Source organism: Kushneria phyllosphaerae, assembly GCF_900312995.1.
GTDB lineage: Bacteria > Pseudomonadota > Gammaproteobacteria > Pseudomonadales > Halomonadaceae > Kushneria > Kushneria phyllosphaerae.
The window spans coordinates 304,800-321,376 of sequence record NZ_ONZI01000003.1 but is presented as its reverse complement, the minus strand read 5'-3'; the positions used below and the strand labels follow the sequence as shown (position 1 = coordinate 321,376).

Annotated in this window: 17 protein-coding genes; 8 read left to right on the top strand and 9 right to left on the bottom strand. The window is 60.9% G+C overall.

The genetic code is table 11. The annotated features are described in order from the left end of the window. The first annotated feature begins 15 nt into the window (after window positions 1–15). The 7 genes from KSP9073_RS11400 (at window position 16) to KSP9073_RS11370 (ending at window position 5,582) form a co-directional block, all read left to right on the top strand. Window positions 16–1,302, top strand: coding sequence for an NAD(P)/FAD-dependent oxidoreductase (locus KSP9073_RS11400; RefSeq protein ID WP_243409210.1), 1,287 nt, complete (start codon window positions 16–18; stop codon window positions 1,300–1,302). After that, entirely contained in the window at window positions 1,299–1,898 is a 600-nt protein-coding gene (locus KSP9073_RS11395) for a DUF3261 domain-containing protein (RefSeq protein WP_108843085.1), read from the top strand. The genes KSP9073_RS11400 and KSP9073_RS11395 overlap by 4 nt, the downstream gene beginning before the upstream one ends. Then, entirely contained in the window at window positions 1,895–3,073 is a 1,179-nt protein-coding gene (locus KSP9073_RS11390; RefSeq protein WP_108843084.1) for a beta-ketoacyl-ACP synthase, read from the top strand. The genes KSP9073_RS11395 and KSP9073_RS11390 overlap by 4 nt, the downstream gene beginning before the upstream one ends. Beyond that, complete coding sequence (locus tag KSP9073_RS11385; protein WP_108843083.1) at window positions 3,066–3,527, top strand: hotdog family protein; 462 nt, start codon at window positions 3,066–3,068, stop codon at window positions 3,525–3,527. Before KSP9073_RS11390 ends, KSP9073_RS11385 begins: the two co-directional genes overlap by 8 nt. A gap of 95 nt (window positions 3,528–3,622) precedes the next feature. After that, on the top strand, window positions 3,623–4,345 hold the full coding sequence (gene fabG, locus KSP9073_RS11380; protein WP_108843082.1) for a 3-oxoacyl-ACP reductase FabG: 723 nt from the start codon (window positions 3,623–3,625) through the stop codon (window positions 4,343–4,345). 85 nt (window positions 4,346–4,430) lie between these two features. Continuing rightward, the gene (locus KSP9073_RS11375) at window positions 4,431–5,030 is read left to right on the top strand and encodes a class I SAM-dependent methyltransferase (protein WP_108843081.1); all 600 of its coding nucleotides are present in this window, start codon (window positions 4,431–4,433) and stop codon (window positions 5,028–5,030) included. Window positions 5,031–5,114: 84 nt separating this feature from the next. Further along, window positions 5,115–5,582 (top strand): excinuclease ATPase subunit, encoded by a 468-nt coding sequence (locus KSP9073_RS11370; protein WP_108843080.1) that lies wholly within the window; start codon window positions 5,115–5,117, stop codon window positions 5,580–5,582. A 76-nt stretch (window positions 5,583–5,658) separates the two neighbouring features. Here KSP9073_RS11370 and KSP9073_RS11365 read toward each other — a convergent pair whose 3' ends face one another. From KSP9073_RS11365 to KSP9073_RS11345, 5 genes are all read right to left on the bottom strand, one after another. Continuing rightward, window positions 5,659–6,525 (bottom strand): universal stress protein, encoded by an 867-nt coding sequence (locus tag KSP9073_RS11365; protein WP_108843079.1) that lies wholly within the window; start codon window positions 6,523–6,525, stop codon window positions 5,659–5,661. Window positions 6,526–6,610: 85 nt separating this feature from the next. Next, window positions 6,611–8,110 (bottom strand): SulP family inorganic anion transporter, encoded by a 1,500-nt coding sequence (locus KSP9073_RS11360; protein WP_108843397.1) that lies wholly within the window; start codon window positions 8,108–8,110, stop codon window positions 6,611–6,613. Window positions 8,111–8,744: 634 nt separating this feature from the next. Then, window positions 8,745–9,383 carry a YceI family protein gene (locus KSP9073_RS11355; RefSeq protein ID WP_165814237.1) on the bottom strand — a complete coding sequence of 213 codons (639 nt, stop codon included), beginning with the start codon at window positions 9,381–9,383 and terminating at the stop codon, window positions 8,745–8,747. A 101-nt stretch (window positions 9,384–9,484) separates the two neighbouring features. Next, window positions 9,485–10,234, bottom strand: a complete 750-nt coding sequence (locus tag KSP9073_RS11350) for a slipin family protein (RefSeq protein WP_108843077.1) — start codon at window positions 10,232–10,234, stop codon at window positions 9,485–9,487. 37 nt (window positions 10,235–10,271) lie between these two features. After that, the gene (locus KSP9073_RS11345; protein ID WP_108843076.1) at window positions 10,272–10,850 is read right to left on the bottom strand and encodes an NfeD family protein; all 579 of its coding nucleotides are present in this window, start codon (window positions 10,848–10,850) and stop codon (window positions 10,272–10,274) included. Between the two features lie 236 nt (window positions 10,851–11,086). Between KSP9073_RS11345 and KSP9073_RS11340 the strand changes: the two genes are divergently transcribed. Continuing rightward, a complete protein-coding gene (locus KSP9073_RS11340) occupies window positions 11,087–11,839 on the top strand; it encodes a 7-cyano-7-deazaguanine synthase (RefSeq protein WP_108843075.1) in 753 nt (250 codons plus the stop codon). A 29-nt stretch (window positions 11,840–11,868) separates the two neighbouring features. Here the strand turns inward: KSP9073_RS11340 and uxuA are convergent, their stop codons facing one another. From uxuA to KSP9073_RS11320, 4 genes are all read right to left on the bottom strand, one after another. Then, window positions 11,869–13,050 (bottom strand): mannonate dehydratase, encoded by a 1,182-nt coding sequence (uxuA, locus tag KSP9073_RS11335; RefSeq protein WP_108843074.1) that lies wholly within the window; start codon window positions 13,048–13,050, stop codon window positions 11,869–11,871. Window positions 13,051–13,104: 54 nt separating this feature from the next. Next, window positions 13,105–14,604: a mannitol dehydrogenase family protein gene (locus tag KSP9073_RS11330; protein WP_108843073.1), complete on the bottom strand. Its 1,500-nt coding sequence runs from the start codon at window positions 14,602–14,604 to the stop codon at window positions 13,105–13,107. 62 nt (window positions 14,605–14,666) lie between these two features. Continuing rightward, window positions 14,667–15,953 (bottom strand): TRAP transporter large permease, encoded by a 1,287-nt coding sequence (locus tag KSP9073_RS11325; RefSeq protein ID WP_108843072.1) that lies wholly within the window; start codon window positions 15,951–15,953, stop codon window positions 14,667–14,669. Between the two features lie 4 nt (window positions 15,954–15,957). After that, window positions 15,958–16,551, bottom strand: a complete 594-nt coding sequence (locus tag KSP9073_RS11320) for a TRAP transporter small permease (RefSeq protein WP_108843071.1) — start codon at window positions 16,549–16,551, stop codon at window positions 15,958–15,960. Between the last annotated feature and the right edge of the window lie 26 nt (window positions 16,552–16,577).

Sequence of the window (16,577 nt, the reverse complement as noted above, 5' to 3'; positions counted from 1 at the left end):
ACCACGGATAACGCCATGACAACTTCCACGTCCCGCGCCCTTGAGGCCGACATGTCTGAAAGGGAAACCGATGTGGCCATTATCGGCGCCGGGCCCGCCGGCGCCGTGGCGGCTGCCCTGCTGGCCGAGGCCGGCCATCGCGTCGTCGTGGTCGAGGCGGCGCACTTCCCGCGTTTTTCCATCGGCGAGAGCCTTTTGCCCCAGTGCCTGATGGACCTTGAGCGCGCAGGGCTGGCCGACGTGATCGAAAGGGCCGGCTATCAGATGAAAAACGGCGCCCGCTTTGTGCGTGGCGATCAGCGCGTGGATATCGACTTTCAGGACAAGTCGAGCGAGGGCACGGGGCAGGCCTGGCAGGTCGAGCGCGCCGACTTTGATCAGCGCCTGATCGAGGCCGCCGGTGCGCGCGGCGCCGAGGTGCATTTCGGTCAGCGGGTCACGGCCTTCGAGCGCCATCCCACAGCGCCGGTACTGACCATTCGGGATGATCAGGGCACCCCCTGGCGACTCAAGGCTCGTTTCGTCCTTGATGCCAGCGGTCTGGCTCAGGTGCTGGCCCGCCTGGAAGGGACGCTGGAAGAGACCCATCTGACACAGCGACAGGCCCTGTATACCCATTTATCCCTCAAGCCGGACGCCTGCCGGTTGTATGATTTCGATCGCACCAAGATTCAGATCGGGCTTCACGCCCGCGCCAATGTCTGGTACTGGGTGATCCCCTTTGCCAACGGTCGTGCCTCGACAGGCTTTGTGGGGTCATCCGAGGCACTGACCCGCCTCACTGGACCGGATGCCGACGAGACGCAGGGCTTTCAGACCTGTTTTAAAGCCTTTGACGAGCTGGACGGCTGGCTTGATGTCGAAACGCCTCACCGACCCATCGCGGCACTTGGCGGCTACAGCCGCAATGTCACCACCCTCACCGGCCCGGGATACGCCATTCTTGGCAATGCCGGCGAATTTCTCGACCCCATCTTCTCCTCGGGCGTGACCATCGCGGTACGTTCGGCCTGTCTGGCCGCGCCGCTGGTCAGGGCAAAGCTTGACGGTGGTGATGCCGACTGGCAGGGAGATTTCGAGCGCCCGCTGCGCCATGGCATCGATACCTTCCGCGCCTTTGTGGAGGCCTGGTACGACGGTCGCCTGCCGGCCATCATCTTTCATCCCGAACCGCCGGCCTATCTGCGGCGCATGATCAGCGCCGTACTGGCAGGCTACGCCTGGGATAACGACAACCCCTTTGTCAGTCAGCCGCGTCGACATCTCGATACCCTGGCCCAACTGTGTGGACACGCCGCATGACCGTCACTTTTCTGTCCCGACGCCTCTGGCCCGCCGCGCTTTTGTTAATGCTGACCCTGCTGGCAGGCTGCAGCGCACCTGCCATGGCGCCCCAGGCAGCCGCCGGCTGGCAGGGCGAGCCACAGACGCTCAAGCGCAAGCTGACCATCACGCCCTTTGACGAGACACGCCCCGAGCAGACACTGCTGGCGGTAATTCGCCTTTCCGGTGACGGGCTGCGCGTGGTCATCGCCACTCCCACCGGCCAGCGGCTTTTCACCCTGGTACGCGATGACCAGGGCGCACGCTACACCCAGTCGATCATGGACAGGCCGCCCTTCCCGGCCCAATGGTTTGCACAGCGTCTGGAGTGGAGTCTGCGTCCAGAGTCTGCCCTGCAAAAGGCCTTTCAGGGCAGTGCATGGCAGGTACAGGATCAGCGCTTTGAACATGGCCAAGTGCGCAAGATTCTCGACGGCGACACGCTGGTCGCCCGGATCGATACCATCGACCGCCCGGCCGACCGGGTCCATGACGTGCTGACCGATTTTCAGATCGGCTATCGCATGGTCATCACGCCCTTTGGTAATGACAATAGCGCCGGAGAGACCCCATGACGTCCGCTTACTGTCGACTCTCTGCGCCTGCCGTGATCTGCAGTCTCGGGGACCACCACGACACCCTCATTAACGCACTGGTCAAGGGGCAACGCGGTCTGGTCGACAGCGAGCGCTACACGCCCGGACGAATGCTGGCGCTGGGGGATGTCACGACGGCGCTGGTGTCGTCTGATGACTGGCCGGTCGAACATGCCAGTCGCAACAACCGACTCATCGCCACGGCGCTTGCGGCTTTGGGCCCGCAGCTGGAGGAGACGCTCCAACGTCATGCGCCGCATCGTATTGCCGTCGTCATGGGAACTAGCACCTCGGGCATCTCGGAAACCGAGGCCGCCATTGCCCGCACCGGTCCCGGCAACAACTTCGATGAGCACTACCGCTACGCCCATCAGGAACTCGGCGCACCGGCCCATTTCATTCGCGCCCATCTGGGGCTGTCGGGGCCGGCATGGACCATCTCCACGGCCTGCAGCTCCGGTGCCCGAGCGCTGAGTGCGGCACGGCGCCTGTTGCTCTCCGGTCAGGCAGATGCCGTGATTGCCGGCGGCGCCGATACGCTGTGCCATTTGACCGTGCATGGTTTTGACGCGCTGGGGGCGATCAGCGATACGCCGTGTCAGCCGTTCACCCATGATCGACGTGGCATCAACATCGGTGAAGCGGCCGCTCTGTTCATCGTGACCCGCGAGGCCGGCGGCATTCAGCTGACCGGCTACGGGGAAAGCTCGGACGCCCACCACATCTCGGCGCCGGCCCCGGATGGCGGCGGCGCCATCGCCGCCATTCGCCAGGCGCTCGACATGGCTGGTCGAGCCCCTGGTGATATTGACTACCTCAACCTGCATGGCACCGCGACCACGCATAACGATGCGATGGAGGCGCTGGCCCTTCATGACGTGTTTGGCGATCACCAGCCCCCGGCCAGCTCGACCAAGGCGCTGACCGGCCACACGCTGGGCGCGGCCGGCGCGCTTGAAGCCGCCTTTTGCTGGCTGGCGCTGGAACACGGTTTTCTGCCGCGCCATGTTCATGACCAGCCGCTTGACGAAACACTGATGCCGCTGTCGCTGGTGGGCGAAGATAGCGTCGGCCAGCCGGGCGTGGCGCTCTCCAACGCCTTTGCCTTTGGCGGCAACAATGCCGTGCTGGTGCTGGAGCGCAGCGATGCATGACACGTATCCCGGGCCGACAACGTGGCCCCCTGTGGCGTCTCTGGTGCCGCAACAGGGGTCGATGTGTCTGCTCGATCATGTCATCGACGCCAATGACCGGCACATCGTGGTGGCCGTGTTTCCGTCATCCGAAGATCTCTTTGCCGACACCCGGGGCATTCCAGTACAGGTAGCGCTTGAGTGGATGGCCCAGGCCTCGGCGGCCTGGTCGACCCTGCAGCCTCGCGAAGGTGGTACACCCCGCCAGGGCATGCTGCTGGGCGCTCGACGCTTTGAGGCACGCCTTGATCACCTGACATTTGATCAGCCGCTGCACGTCAGAGTCAGCGTGGACACCCTCGCCGACAGCGGTCTGGCCACCTTTGATGGCGTGCTTTATCGACCCGGCGAAAACCCCGAGCATGACTGGCTGGCCAGAGCGAGCTTAAGCGTTTTACAGGCTGCCGCCGGGTGATCCCGGCGATCCCCGGGGCCTGCGTCCTGTTACCCACGGCCATCTTTAACCACTACGCGCAATGACGACTCCCTACCACGCGATCGGAAAATGACATGTCACAGACCATCCTGATTACCGGCGCCAGTCGCGGCATCGGCCGGGCGGCCGCCCTGCGCCTGGCCCGCGACGGCTTTGATATCGTCGTACACTACCGCCACAGCGAGACGCAGGCACGCGCCGTGGCAGATGAAATTACCTCCATGGGGCAAAAGGCCCGGCTATTGCCGTTTGACGTCGGCGCACGCGACGAGGCCCGCGCATGCCTTGAGGCCGATATCGCCGAGCACGGGGCCTACCATGGCGTGGTGCTCAATGCCGGCTTTCATCAGGATGCCCCCTTTCCCGGCATGAGTGACGAACAGTGGGACAGCGTGCTCAATGTTGATCTGGGCGGGTTCTATAACGTGCTCAGGCCACTGGTCATGCCCATGATTCAGCGCCGAAAGCCCGGACGCATCGTGGTGCTGTCCTCGGCCGCCGGCGTGATCGGCAATCGCGGTCAGGTCAACTACGGCGCTGCCAAGGGTGGGCTGATTGCGGCCAGCAAGTCACTGGCGCTGGAACTGGCCAAAAGAAAAATCACGGTGAACTGTATTGCCCCCGGGTGGGTCAATACAGACATGACCGACGATATCGATGTGGACATCAAGAAGATCGTGCCCATGCAGCGCATGGGAGAAGCCGAAGAAGTCGCCGGCGTGATCAGCTTTTTGTGCTCGGAAGACAGCAGCTATGTGACCCGCCAGGTGATTGCCGTCAACGGCGGACTGTTCTGATTGCGCTTTTTCAGATCCGCATCAGGCAGGTCGATGTCGTCGCGTGTTTCGTAAAGGGTAACGACAATAACGAAAAGGACGACGCATGACGTTCAAGGCAGCGCTGTATGGCTGGACGGCCACGACCCTTCGCACGCTGGATCATCACGGCGTTCGACTGCGCTACCCCTATCGGGACCGCGTCATGTTTGAACATCGCATCCTGCCGGCCATCGCACGAGATGAAAGCATTCGACGCGTATTGATGGTGGGCTGCGGCTGGTATACCCATCACTACCCGTCACTGCTGGGCGATTCGGAGGTCACGACCATCGATCTGGACGCTGCCAAGCGCCCCTTTGGTGGCGACAGCCATATCGTGGGTAACCTGACAGCGCTGAGTGATCATATCCCCCGGGGCGGCCTAGACGCCGTGTTGTGCAACGGCGTACTGGGCTGGGGCCTCAATGAGCAGATCGATGTCGAGCGGGCCTTTGCCGCCTGCGTGGACTGCCTGCGCCCCGGAGGCCTGCTGCTGCTGGGCTGGAATGACCAGCCGCCCTATAACCGGGTCGGCCCCGAGAATATCCCGGCGCTGGCGCCGCTCGAACCTGTCAGGGTGCCGGGGCTCGACGCCCACCGAATCGTGGCGCTGCCACGAAATCAGCACTGTTTTCAGGCCTTTCGCAAACCACTTTCAGGCTGAGGCCCGCGCTGTGGCCTTTCGCAAACGTGCGTGAAAGGCTACATTGTGCACCCTGCCTTTTTGATACCTCCCGGAGGACGTTCGATGACCTTCCACCTGCCCTTTAAAGTCTCCATGGCCGCGGCCATGACGGGCGCCCTGATCATGCTGGCCACGGCAGGCCCTGCACAGGCACGCAACACCTTTCTGATGCAGCCACTGGCCGAGGTCATGACTCAGCCCGAAGCGCAGGAAAAGCTCGATCCCTCGATCCGGCTCTATTTTGCCGACCAGCAACACCCGGAAGTCCAGACCCGTCGCGGCGGCTTCTACAGCGCCAACAAGGTGCGTGCGGCCCTGCGAACCGACGCCGAGTCCTGCCGTCTGGCCGCCCTTCAGTCACTTCTGGCTCTGCAGGAGCGCGCCCGCCAGGTCGGCGCCAATGCCGTCGTCAACATCACCAGCTACTACGAGCAGCGTGCCAATCCGGACAGCCAGCGCTATGAGTGCCATGCCGGCAATGTCGTCACGGAAGCCGCCTTCAAGGGCGACATGGTCACACTGGGGCCGTAAGCCAGCCCGTACAGTGATGGGATCAAAAAAGGGGAACCCGACCGGGTTCCCCTTTTTGCTGGTGGCCAATGCCTGATCAACGCATCAAAAGGATGGCACTCGGCATGGCTTCCAGCAGCTTGTGGGTGGTACTGCCCATCAAAAAGCGACGCAGCGAGCTGTGACCATAGGCGCCCATGGCCACAAGGTCGACTTCCTGCTCGCGGGCATAGGCCGGCAGCTTGCGCCCGGCGTCGCCCTCAAGCGTCACGGGCTTCGCATCAAGGCCGGCTGCAGCGAGCAGTTCGGCACCACGCTCGGCAGGCTGCGAACTGGCCGGCTCACTGACATGCACCACGTGTATTTCCAGCCCTTCAAGCCAGCCCCATTTCACCAGCCGCGAGAGCTGCTCAAGGCCGCGGTCGCTGCCATCAAAGGCGACCATGGCGCGGGCCGGTACCCGAAAGCGTGCCGGGGCAATCAGCATGGGAATGTCCAGATGCTGCGCCAGATCCTCCAGATGCGCGCCCAACGACATATCCTCGTCATTCTGATTGTGATGATTCTGGCTGTGCTGATGACCACAGCGCCCCAGTACAAGCAGGTCTTCGCTGGTGCACTGTTCGCGCAGGGTGGGTGCCAGCGCACCGTGGCGCTGCTGAATCTGCGGCGTCAGCCTCTCGTCCGTCAGGCGAGTCTTGAGTGCCTCCAGCATCAGACGCCCCTGCTCACGCGCCTGACGAATGACCCGCCCTTCTTCTTCAGTGCGCTCTTCCAGCATTCGCTCACGGGTACCCAGCCCGATCTGGCCTGAATAATCCTCGTGCGTGATGGTCTTTTGTTCCAGTACATGCAAAAGACACAGGGGCGCCTTGATCTGTCGCGCCGCCCAGGCCGCATAGTCACCGATGGCGCTGTCAGCACGCGCCTGGTCATCGAAGCAGGCAATGATGGTTCTGCTCATGAGAATCTCCGGAAACACGTCTCGTGGTTCGAGTGTGGCTTATCCCGGGCGCCGGTGTCGCCGCCCGGGAGCATGACGATGACGCTCAATGACCGCCCGGCTCTATAATGCCATCGGTCTTGTCATGTACACCAAAGCGGTCGACCATGGTCTGACTGGCCTCGTTGAGACCGATCACTTCGACATCGATCCCTTCCCGACGAAATTTCATGACGATCCGGTCCAGCACCTCGACCGCCGTGATATCCCAGAAGTGGGCATGCGTCACGTTGATGCAGACCCGATCCACCCCTTCCTTGACATCAAAGGCATCGGCAAAGCGGGTGGTCGAGGCAAAAAAGATCTGACCGCGCACGTGATAGTCACGCTGCTGCACGCCGTTTTGCTCGGCGAGCACGCTGTCGATCTGCAGGATGCGACCGATCTTGTTGGCAAAGAAAAGTGCTGCCAGCAGCACGCCCACCACCACGCCCATGGCCAGATTATGGGTGGCCACGGTGACGGCCACGGTGGCCAGCATGACGATATTGGTGGTCAGTGGCTTTTTGGGCAGATCACGAATCGAGCCCCAGTCAAAGGTGCCGATCGAGACCATGACCATGACGGCGACCAGCGCGGCCATCGGAATCCGGGCCACCAGCGGCCCCAGAAAGACCACCATGATCAAAAGCCCGATGCCGGCCGTCATGGTGGAAAGCCGGGTCCGACCGCCGGATTTCACGTTGATGACGGTCTGACCGATCATGCCGCAACCGGCCATGCCGCCCAGAAAGCCGGTCGCCACGTTGGCAATGCCCTGTCCGCGGCACTCACGGTTCTTGTCACTGGGGGTGTCGGTCAGATCATCGACGATCGTAGCCGTCATCATCGACTCCAGCAGCCCGACGACCGAAAGCGTCAGCGCATAGGGAAAGATGATCATGAGGGTGTCGAGATTGAACGGGATATCGGGGATCAGAAACACCGGCAGACTGTCCGGCAGGTGACCCATGTCACCCACGGTGCGCACATCAAGCCCGAAGATCATCGCAACAGCCGTCATCAAAACGATACAGACCATTGGCGAGGGGATGACCTTGCCGACTTTCGGCACATATGGGAAAAGATAAATGATGGCCAGCCCGCCCAGCATGATGGCATAGACCGTGGGGGTGGCATTGACGCCGGTAATTTCCGGCAGCTGCGCCATGAAGATCAAAATGGCGAGCGCGTTGACAAACCCGGTCACGACCGAGCGAGAGACAAAGCGCATCAGGCTGCCGAGTTTCAACACGCCCCAGAGGATCTGCAAAAGACCGGTCAGAATGGTCGCGGCAAACAGATACTCAAGGCCGTGGTCGCGCACCAGGGTGACCATCAAAAGGGCCATGGCACCGGTGGCCGCCGAAATCATCGCCGGCCGGCCGCCGGCGATCGAGATGACCACCGCCATCGAAAACGACGCATAAAGCCCGACCTGAGGGTCAACGCCTGCGATGATCGAAAAGGCAATGGCCTCGGGGATCAGCGCCAGCGCCACCACCAGCCCTGACAGCACATCGGGGCGCACATTGGAAAACCAGTTTTGTTTTATTGAGCCTCTCATGCTCATCCTTTCCTTCTGCAGTAAAAAATTCATGGCGCCCCATGGGGCAAGCGATTGCGATCTTTACCTGACGTCGCGCGCCGGGTCTGAATATGGATGACCTGCCCTGTCACGGTCTTCACATTCGTTGCATGAGCCGGGCAGATTCCAGATGCTGAAAAACGCTCAGCGATAATGTCGACAGCATTGTGCGGTCAGGGTCATGACAGCACGCGCAGGCCGGCCAGCAGCATGCAAGAGCGTAACGACACGGGTTTTAAAAACGACATACGGAGATTTGACGCCGGAGGCGTCACGACAAAAGCACTCGTGCGAGTGCACCGCTCGGGTGAGCGGACATTCCTGAAAGGCTCAGGGTGGCGTAAGGCGCCAGAACGTCGTGACAGGCATCGAGATCATTGCTTCAACTCATTGTTGAGGTCATCAATTGCGGCGCAGTTTAACAGCCGGGTATCCATTGTGCATCCCGCAAGGGGCATCTCGTGTGCTCGATAACCGATCACGGGATATCAAGCCTGGCCGGACATGAACGCATGGCGACACCTCGGGAAGCGGCAGCAAAAAGCCGTGATCGGCAGGGATCACGGCTTTCGGGATCAGGGCGCAGTCAGATCACGCCTGGTCAGTGCCGCAGTTACTGACCCTTCTCGGGCACGAACTCGGCCTCGATATGAAGCGTGACCTCATCGCTGATGCCCTGCTGATCATCTTCGGGGATCAGATAGTTCATGGCGAAGTCGCTGCGCTTGATCGTGGCTTCACCGTTGAAACCGATATGATATTTCTCATCGAAGGGATACACCGCCCCGCGATTGAATTCGGCGTCAATCTCGACCGGATGGGTCTGACCATTGAGCGCGAGATTACCGGTGATCGTGGCCTCATCATCACCATCAATTTCGATGCTGGTCGAGGTAAAGGTAGCCGTTGCATGCTCGGCACTATTAAAGAACTTTTCACCCTGAAGGTGTTTGCTCAGATCGCTGCCGGTCAGCACCTTGTCCAGCGGTATTTCGATTTTCAGGTTGCTGTCAGCGGGATCTTCGCCAAGTCTGAGCGACCCGGAAAGATCAACAAACTGGCCTTCGTAGTGCGAAAAGCCGTAATGGTCCACGCCCCAGGTAATCTTGGAATGCAGCGGGTCAATCGTGTAATTGCCGGCCGGAACATCGTTGATGTTGTCGGTTTCAGGCTGCTGCTGATCGGCCATGGCCGGTGCGATGCTCAGCATGCCGGCCAGTACGGCAGCACTCAATGCGGTCGTTTTTAGCACGTGACTCTCTCCCTCGATGATTCTTGAAACAACATGACACAGCATAGATTAAATCAATGATCACTGCGGCACGATTTTACGTTTGACACTGCCATCTGATTTCAGGGTTGATTGCGCATCTGCTCAAAAATCTTTGTGATTTCCAGCGGCAACGGAAACACGATGGTCGAGGCATTCTTGTTGCTCATATCACTCATGGTCTGCAGATAGCGAAGCTGCAGAGCGGCCGGATTTCTCGACATGATGTCGGCGGCTTCCACCAGTTTCTCGGAGGCCTGCATTTCGCCTTCGGCAGCGATAATCTTGGCCCGACGCTCGCGCTCGGCTTCGGCTTGACGGGCAATCGCACGCACCATGTCTTCGCTGATATCGACCTGCTTGATTTCGACATTGGACACCTTGATCCCCCAGGCCTCGGTCTGCTGATCAAGAATGGTCTGAATGTCATCATTGAGACGATCACGCTCGGAGAGCATTTCATCGAGATCATGCTTGCCCAGCACCGAGCGCAGCGTGGTCTGTGCAATCTGGCTGGTGGCCATGCCGTAATTTTCGATCTGAATGATGGCGCGCTCGGGGTCAACCACCTTGAAATAGACCACCGCATTGACCCGCACCGTCACGTTATCCCGGGAGATGACATCCTGACCCGGCACATCCAGCGTTACGGTTCTCAAATCCACGATATCCATCTTCTGAACCACGGGAATGATGAAAAAGAGTCCCGGCCCCTTGACGCCCTGAAAGCGTCCCAGAAAAAACACCACCCCGCGCTTGTATTCGGGCAGTACCTTCACCGACGCGGCAAGAATGAACACAATGACAACAACGGGAATCAGATAGGTCAGCATGCGATGTCTCCCTTATACCGTATAGAGGCTGGCAGAATTATTCGTGCGTGGATGTTGCATCCTTCGTGGCGGGCATCGCCTCGTGTTCCAGTATCAGCACGAGGCCGTGCACATCACTGACGCGGCGGCGTTCACCTTCTGCCACAGGCGTGGTGCTGCGCGCCTGCCACCGCTCGCCCTTCACCCGAGCATAGCCGTGATACTCATTTGAATGGTGTTCGGTGAAATGACGTGTGGCTTCGGCCACCGCACCGATCACTTCTTCGCGCCCACCCATCGGGGTGATACGTCGAAAACGCAAAAAGCGCATCACGACCCATAGTAAAAAGGCACCCAGCAGCAATGCCGCGGCGATGACCATCGCCATCCCCAGCGCGCTGTCACCACCCGGCAGCAGGCCCGCGTTGACCATCATCGAAGCGCCAACAACAAAGACCAGAAGCCCTAGAAGCCCGACCACCCCGAAGGTCGGGGTTACAGCCTCGATGCCGATTAGCAAAAGGCCCAGCAGCAGGATCAGGACCCCGTCTTCGACGGCCAGCGGTGTCGCCGCCCAGGCAGGCAATGCCACCAGTGACAGCGAAAAAAACATCAATATGCGGGATGAAAGGGTCATGGGATCTCCCGGCAGACGCGCTGCATCAGACGTTGTTCATTAGAAGAATACACCCGCTGACGGCCCCCTGCCTGAACGAATCATCCCAACGAAAACATTCTGCAAACACGTCGAATCAAAGCCGGGAAGCCGCTCACCGGCGACCAACGTCGGCGACGCGCGAAACGGCCTAATCGGCAAAACACCAAATGCGATAGCGTCTGCTCACTCGATTACACCCGACTCATGGAACGCGTATGCGACCCCGGATAGATGTACTGTGGACAGGCGGCTGGGACTCAACCTATCGGGTGATTTCGGCGGCGATGGTCAATCACCAAACGGTCGTGCCACATTACATCGTCGATCTGGGACGGGGCTCCAGCCTGCGTGAGCTGCAGGCCATTTCCGAGGTGCGCGCGGTTCTGGCCGGGATTGATCCCGAGGCCGCCGCGCGGATCGAGCCGCTTCGGATCACGCCGGTCACGGAAATCCCGAAAAACCACGAGCTGACCGGGGCCTGGCAACGGCTGACGCAACAGGCCCATCTGGGCAGCCAGTATGACTGGCTGGCCCGGTATGCCAGCAGTGAAGACATCAGGCATCTTGAGCTGAGTGTCCATGTGGACGACAAGGCCTATCACTTTTTGAAAGGCCGGGTGATGGCCACGGAGGATGGTAGCTGGACCTTCGATGACCGCATCGATGCCGACGAGGCCATTTTCCGTTTTTTCGACTTCCCGCTGCTGCAGATCTCCAAGACGCAGATGAAAGCCGAGGCCGAACGCCACGGTTTTATCGAGGCACTGGAAAGATCCTGGTTCTGCTATAGCCCAATCGATCAGGCGCCCTGTGGGCTCTGTAACCCCTGCCGCTACACCATCGAGGAAGGCATGGCATATCGCCTGCCGGAAAAGGCGCTGCGACGTCATCGTACCCGGCATTTGCGTCGGCTTGCCCGCGCACCACGCGCCCTGTGGCGCCGGGCCTCTGCTGCCCTGTCATCCTGAACGACAGGGCGACGAATCATCGTGGCAGGTCAGGTGAGCGCACACACGGCGCACTCCACCCCGCGCAGTTCAGCCAGTCCCTTTAAACGCCCGATCAGCGGATAGCCCGGATTGGTCTGGCGCGTGTTGTCATCACAGAGCTGATGGCCGTGATCGGGTCGCATCGGCAGCCGGGCACCGCCCTTTTCACCGCGACGACGCTCCTCTTTAACCAGCTCGCAAATTACCCCGACCATGTCGACATCGCCCTCAAGGTGCTCTGCCTCGATGAAGCTTTGCGGGTCATCATCATCACGCCGTGTGGCGCGCAGATGCACAAAATGAATGTGCGGGCCGAACTCGCGCGCCATCGCGACAAGGTCATTGTCCTTTCGCACCCCATAGGAGCCGGTACAAAACGTCAGGCCATTGGCCGGGCTTTTCACCTGGTCCAGCACCCAGCGCGCATCGGCCGCCGTCGAGACAATCCGCGGCAACCCCAGCAGCGGGCGCGGAGGATCGTCCGGGTGCACCGCAAGGCGCATCCCCAGCCGCTCCGCCACCGGCACCACGGCCTGCAGGAAATGGGCGTAGTTGGCGCGCAATTGATCCTCGTCGATGGCCTCATATGCGCTCAGGTGCTCGAGAAACTGCTCCAGCGTGTAGTGCTGATCGGCACCCGGCAGCCCGGCGATCAGTGTGGTGACCAGCCGCTGTCGCGCCTCGTCATCCATGCTCTCGAAATGCCGTCTCGCCGCCTCGATCTCGGCCTCGCTGTAAAGTGCCCGGGCGCCGGGGCGCTCAAGAATGAACAGCTCAAAGGCGGCAAAGCTTGTCTGGTCAAAGCGCAGCGCCAGTCCGCCCTCTTCCAGCGGCCACTCAAGCTCGGTGCGCGTCCAGTCCAGAATCGGCATGAAGTTGTAGCACACCGTGTCGATGCCACAGGCGGCCAGGTTTTCAAGCGTTGAACAAAACACCCCAATGGCGCGATCACGGGCCCTGGTATCCAGCGCCTGCTTGATCGCCTCCGGCACCGGCACACTCTCCACCACCGACCATGACAGCCCGGCCGCCTCGATCAGCTGCTGTCGCTCGGCAATCGCCTCGACCGACCAGGGCGTGTCGGGGGCATGACCGTGCAGCGCGGTAACAATGCCGGTAGCCCCGGCCTGGCGAATCTCTGAAAGCGTCACCGGATCATTGGGACCGAACCAGCGCCAGGTATGTTCCATGCCCTTTCTCTCTCTGCCGTGAATCCTGAAATTATCCCGAGAACCGAGACCTGCTCAGACGCGGGCCAGGTGCTGCTCAAGTGCTGCGCGCATGCCTAGGCGTTCGATGGCCTCGAGTGTCTGCTGCACCTGAGCGCCAAAGCGCGGCGCGTTGACCAGCGTCGGGGAAAAGATCGCCTCGATCCCCATGGCCGCCGCCGCCCGATCCGCGCTGCGTTCATGGACGTGACACTGCGCCAATTGATCCGCCATTGGATCACTGACCGGATAGGCATGACCCTGCTCATCCACGCCGCGGGTATAGCGAATCCACGCCGCTACGCCGAACACGGTGGCCGCCAGCGCGTTTTCGTTTTGACTCTCGGCCAGGCGCTGCTCGCCGCCGCGCAGCCAGCGCTGAGGCAGCTTCTGCGAGCCGTCCATGGCAATCTGATGCAGCCGGTGACGCAGGCTGTCATTGCCAAAGCGTGCCATGAGCGCGTGGGCGTAGTCTTCAAGCGACACGCTCTCCGGCATTGACAGGGTCGGCGCCGCTTCCTCCAGCATGTAAAGACGCAGAAGCTTTTGCAGCAGCGGATCGGTGACGGCTTCGGCCACCGTTTCCAGCCCCATCAGCGGGCCGGTATAGGCCAAAAGCGAATGTGCACCGTTGAGCATGCGAAGCTTCATGGTCTCAAAGGGCGCGACATCCTCGACCATCTCGACACCGTATTGTCCCCAGTCGGGCCGTCCCTGTGGGAAGTGATCCTCGATCACCCATTGAAGGAAGGCCTCGCTGACCACGGCTGCCGGGTCGTCACAGCCCACCGCCTGCAGACGTCCAAAGGCCTCCTCATCCATCGCCGGCACGATGCGATCCACCATGCTGGAGGGAAAGGCCACCTGCGACTCGATCCACTCGGCAAGAGCTGCATCGCGGCGTTCGGCCAGAGCCACCACGGCCCGGCGGGTGCGCTCACCGTTGTCAGGCATATTGTCACAGGAAAGCACCGTGAACGGCGCAGTGCCGGCCTGTCGGCGCCGAGCAAGCGCCTCGACCAGAATCCCCGGGGCCGTACGGGGCGCATCAAAATGGGCGATGTCGGCAGCAATGGCCGGATCATCGATCAACAGCGTCCCTTCATTGGGGCTCAGGTAATAGCCCTTCTCGGTCACCGTAAGCGTGACGATGCGGGTATCCGGATCGCTCAGGCGAGCCAGCAGCGCCGGAAGATCCTCCCCGCGCAGGCCCTGGGCATCCGTACCGGTGAACATCGTCTCATTGATGGCACGAATCTCGCGCAGGGTGACATGCGCGCGATCCGTATATTCGGCCAGATGGTAGCGATATCCCTGATCACGCAGGGTGTCCACTAGCGCGCGATTGCCGCGGATATTGACGCTGCAGATGCCCCAGTCCCGCTCGCCGTGGGCGATACACTGCTCCACCACCTGCGCCTGGTGCGCCCGATGAAAGGCGCCCAGCCCCAGGTGCACGATGCCTATGCGCTCGGGGGCGTTTTCCGAGGCGATGCGTACCACCTCGATGGCGTCGTGATTATCGGATGGGCTCATTACGATCTCCTTGTCGGGGGCACCTTACGGCCTGTGCCCCCCTTGTGGTTTCAAACGCCACGTTATCCTGCCGGTCCCATGACCAGATTGGGCAGCCACAGCGAAATGGCCGGGATGTACATCACCAGCACCAGCACCGCCAGGTTGCACAACAAAAACGGAATGATGGCGCGCGCAACCTCACTCATGCGGATCTCGCCGATTCCCGACACCACAAACAGGCAGATGCCCACCGGCGGCGTGGTCAAACCGATCATCAGGTTCAGTACCGCCATGATGCCAAAGTGCACCGGATCCACACCGACACCGGTGGCCACACCCAGCAGCGCGGGAAACAGGATAATGAGTGCTGCGATGGTTTCCATGAAGGTGCCCACAAACAGCAGGATCAGGTTGAGGATCAGGATCACCACCAGCGGGTTGTCGCTGATGCCCAGAATGCCGTCGGCGATCATCTGCGGGATGCGCTCGCTGGTCAGAATCCAGCCAAACAGATTGGCAAGCCCGACCAGCATCATCAGCGCCGCCGACGTCAGGGCGGCATCTACAAACAGCCCCGGCAGGTTGCGCCAGTTCAGCCCCTTGTAGACGAACATCCCCACCACCAGCGCATAGATACAGGCCACGATCGAGGCTTCAGTCGGCGTAAAGAACCCGCCAATGATCCCGTAGAGAATGATGAAGGTCATCAACAGCGCCCAGAAAGCGCTTTTGCCTTCACGCAGGATCTCCTTGAGCGTGGCACGCTTCTCCTTCGGGTAACCTCTTTTGACCGCCAGCACATAGACGGTAATCATCATGCCCAGCGCCAGCAGAATGCCCGGCACCACACCGGCGATAAACATGCGCCCGACCGAGATACCGGACAGAGACCCGACGATGATCATCGGTACGCTGGGCGGGATGATGGGGCCAATCGTTGAGGAGGCGGCCGTGACTGCTGCCGCAAAGGGCTTGTCATAGCCGGACTTCGCCATGCCGGGAATCATGACCGCACCCACGCTTGCCGCATCGGCCACGGCCGTGCCGGAGATGCCGCCAAAGATCATTGAGCCGCCCACGTTGGCCAGCCCCAGACCGCCCCGGATATGACCGACCACGGCGTTGGAAAAACGCACGATATGTTCGGTGATGTTGCCCACATTCATCAGGTTCCCGGCCAGGATGAATCCGGGAATACACAGAAGAACAAATGAATCCATGCCGGCAAACATGCGCTGGGGCACGATGGTCAGCGGGATTCCGGCGGTGAACAGGTAGGCCGCCGAGGAGATGCCGAGCGCGAAGGCGATCGGAATACCGGCAAACAGCAGGACAAAAAATACCGCAAACAGCATCAGGACTTCCATGGCGCTACCTCCGCTCGCCGGCCGGCGTTTCTTTATTGCGACGAGACAGGCCCAAAAGCCCGACCACGGCTTCAATGCCACCGATCACGCCGTATAAAATGACCATGGCAAACAGCACCACGGTGGCGCCAAAGACCCATTGCATCGACACCTTGAGTGCCGGTGAGGTCTGAAAGGCGCCGATGCTGGCGTACTGCCACGCGTAGGGCACGATCAACCAGGCAAAGCCGACCAGCACCACGCTGATCAACAGCTGATAGAGGCAGGCGCCCCTGACGCCGAAGCGATGATGAAAAAGCTCCAGACTGATGTGCTTGCCGCGACGCATGACAAGACCGGCACTGACGGCAATCATCATGATAAAGAGATAGCGCGACAGCTCCTCGGTCCATACCGGGGCCGCCGGAAGGATCAAACGACCCAGTATCTGCAGGATCACCACACCGGCGATCGTGACCAGCATCAGACCGGCAATGGTCGCCAACAGCCGATCCAGAATATTGATCAGGGTGCCGAATACGCCGCCCAGTCGCGGCACGCGTCCCAGAACGTCGAGCGCCTCCAGTGCATCACTGGCTCTCTTTTCAGTGTTACTCACGTTGTCTCTCCCTGCTGTCACGCCCC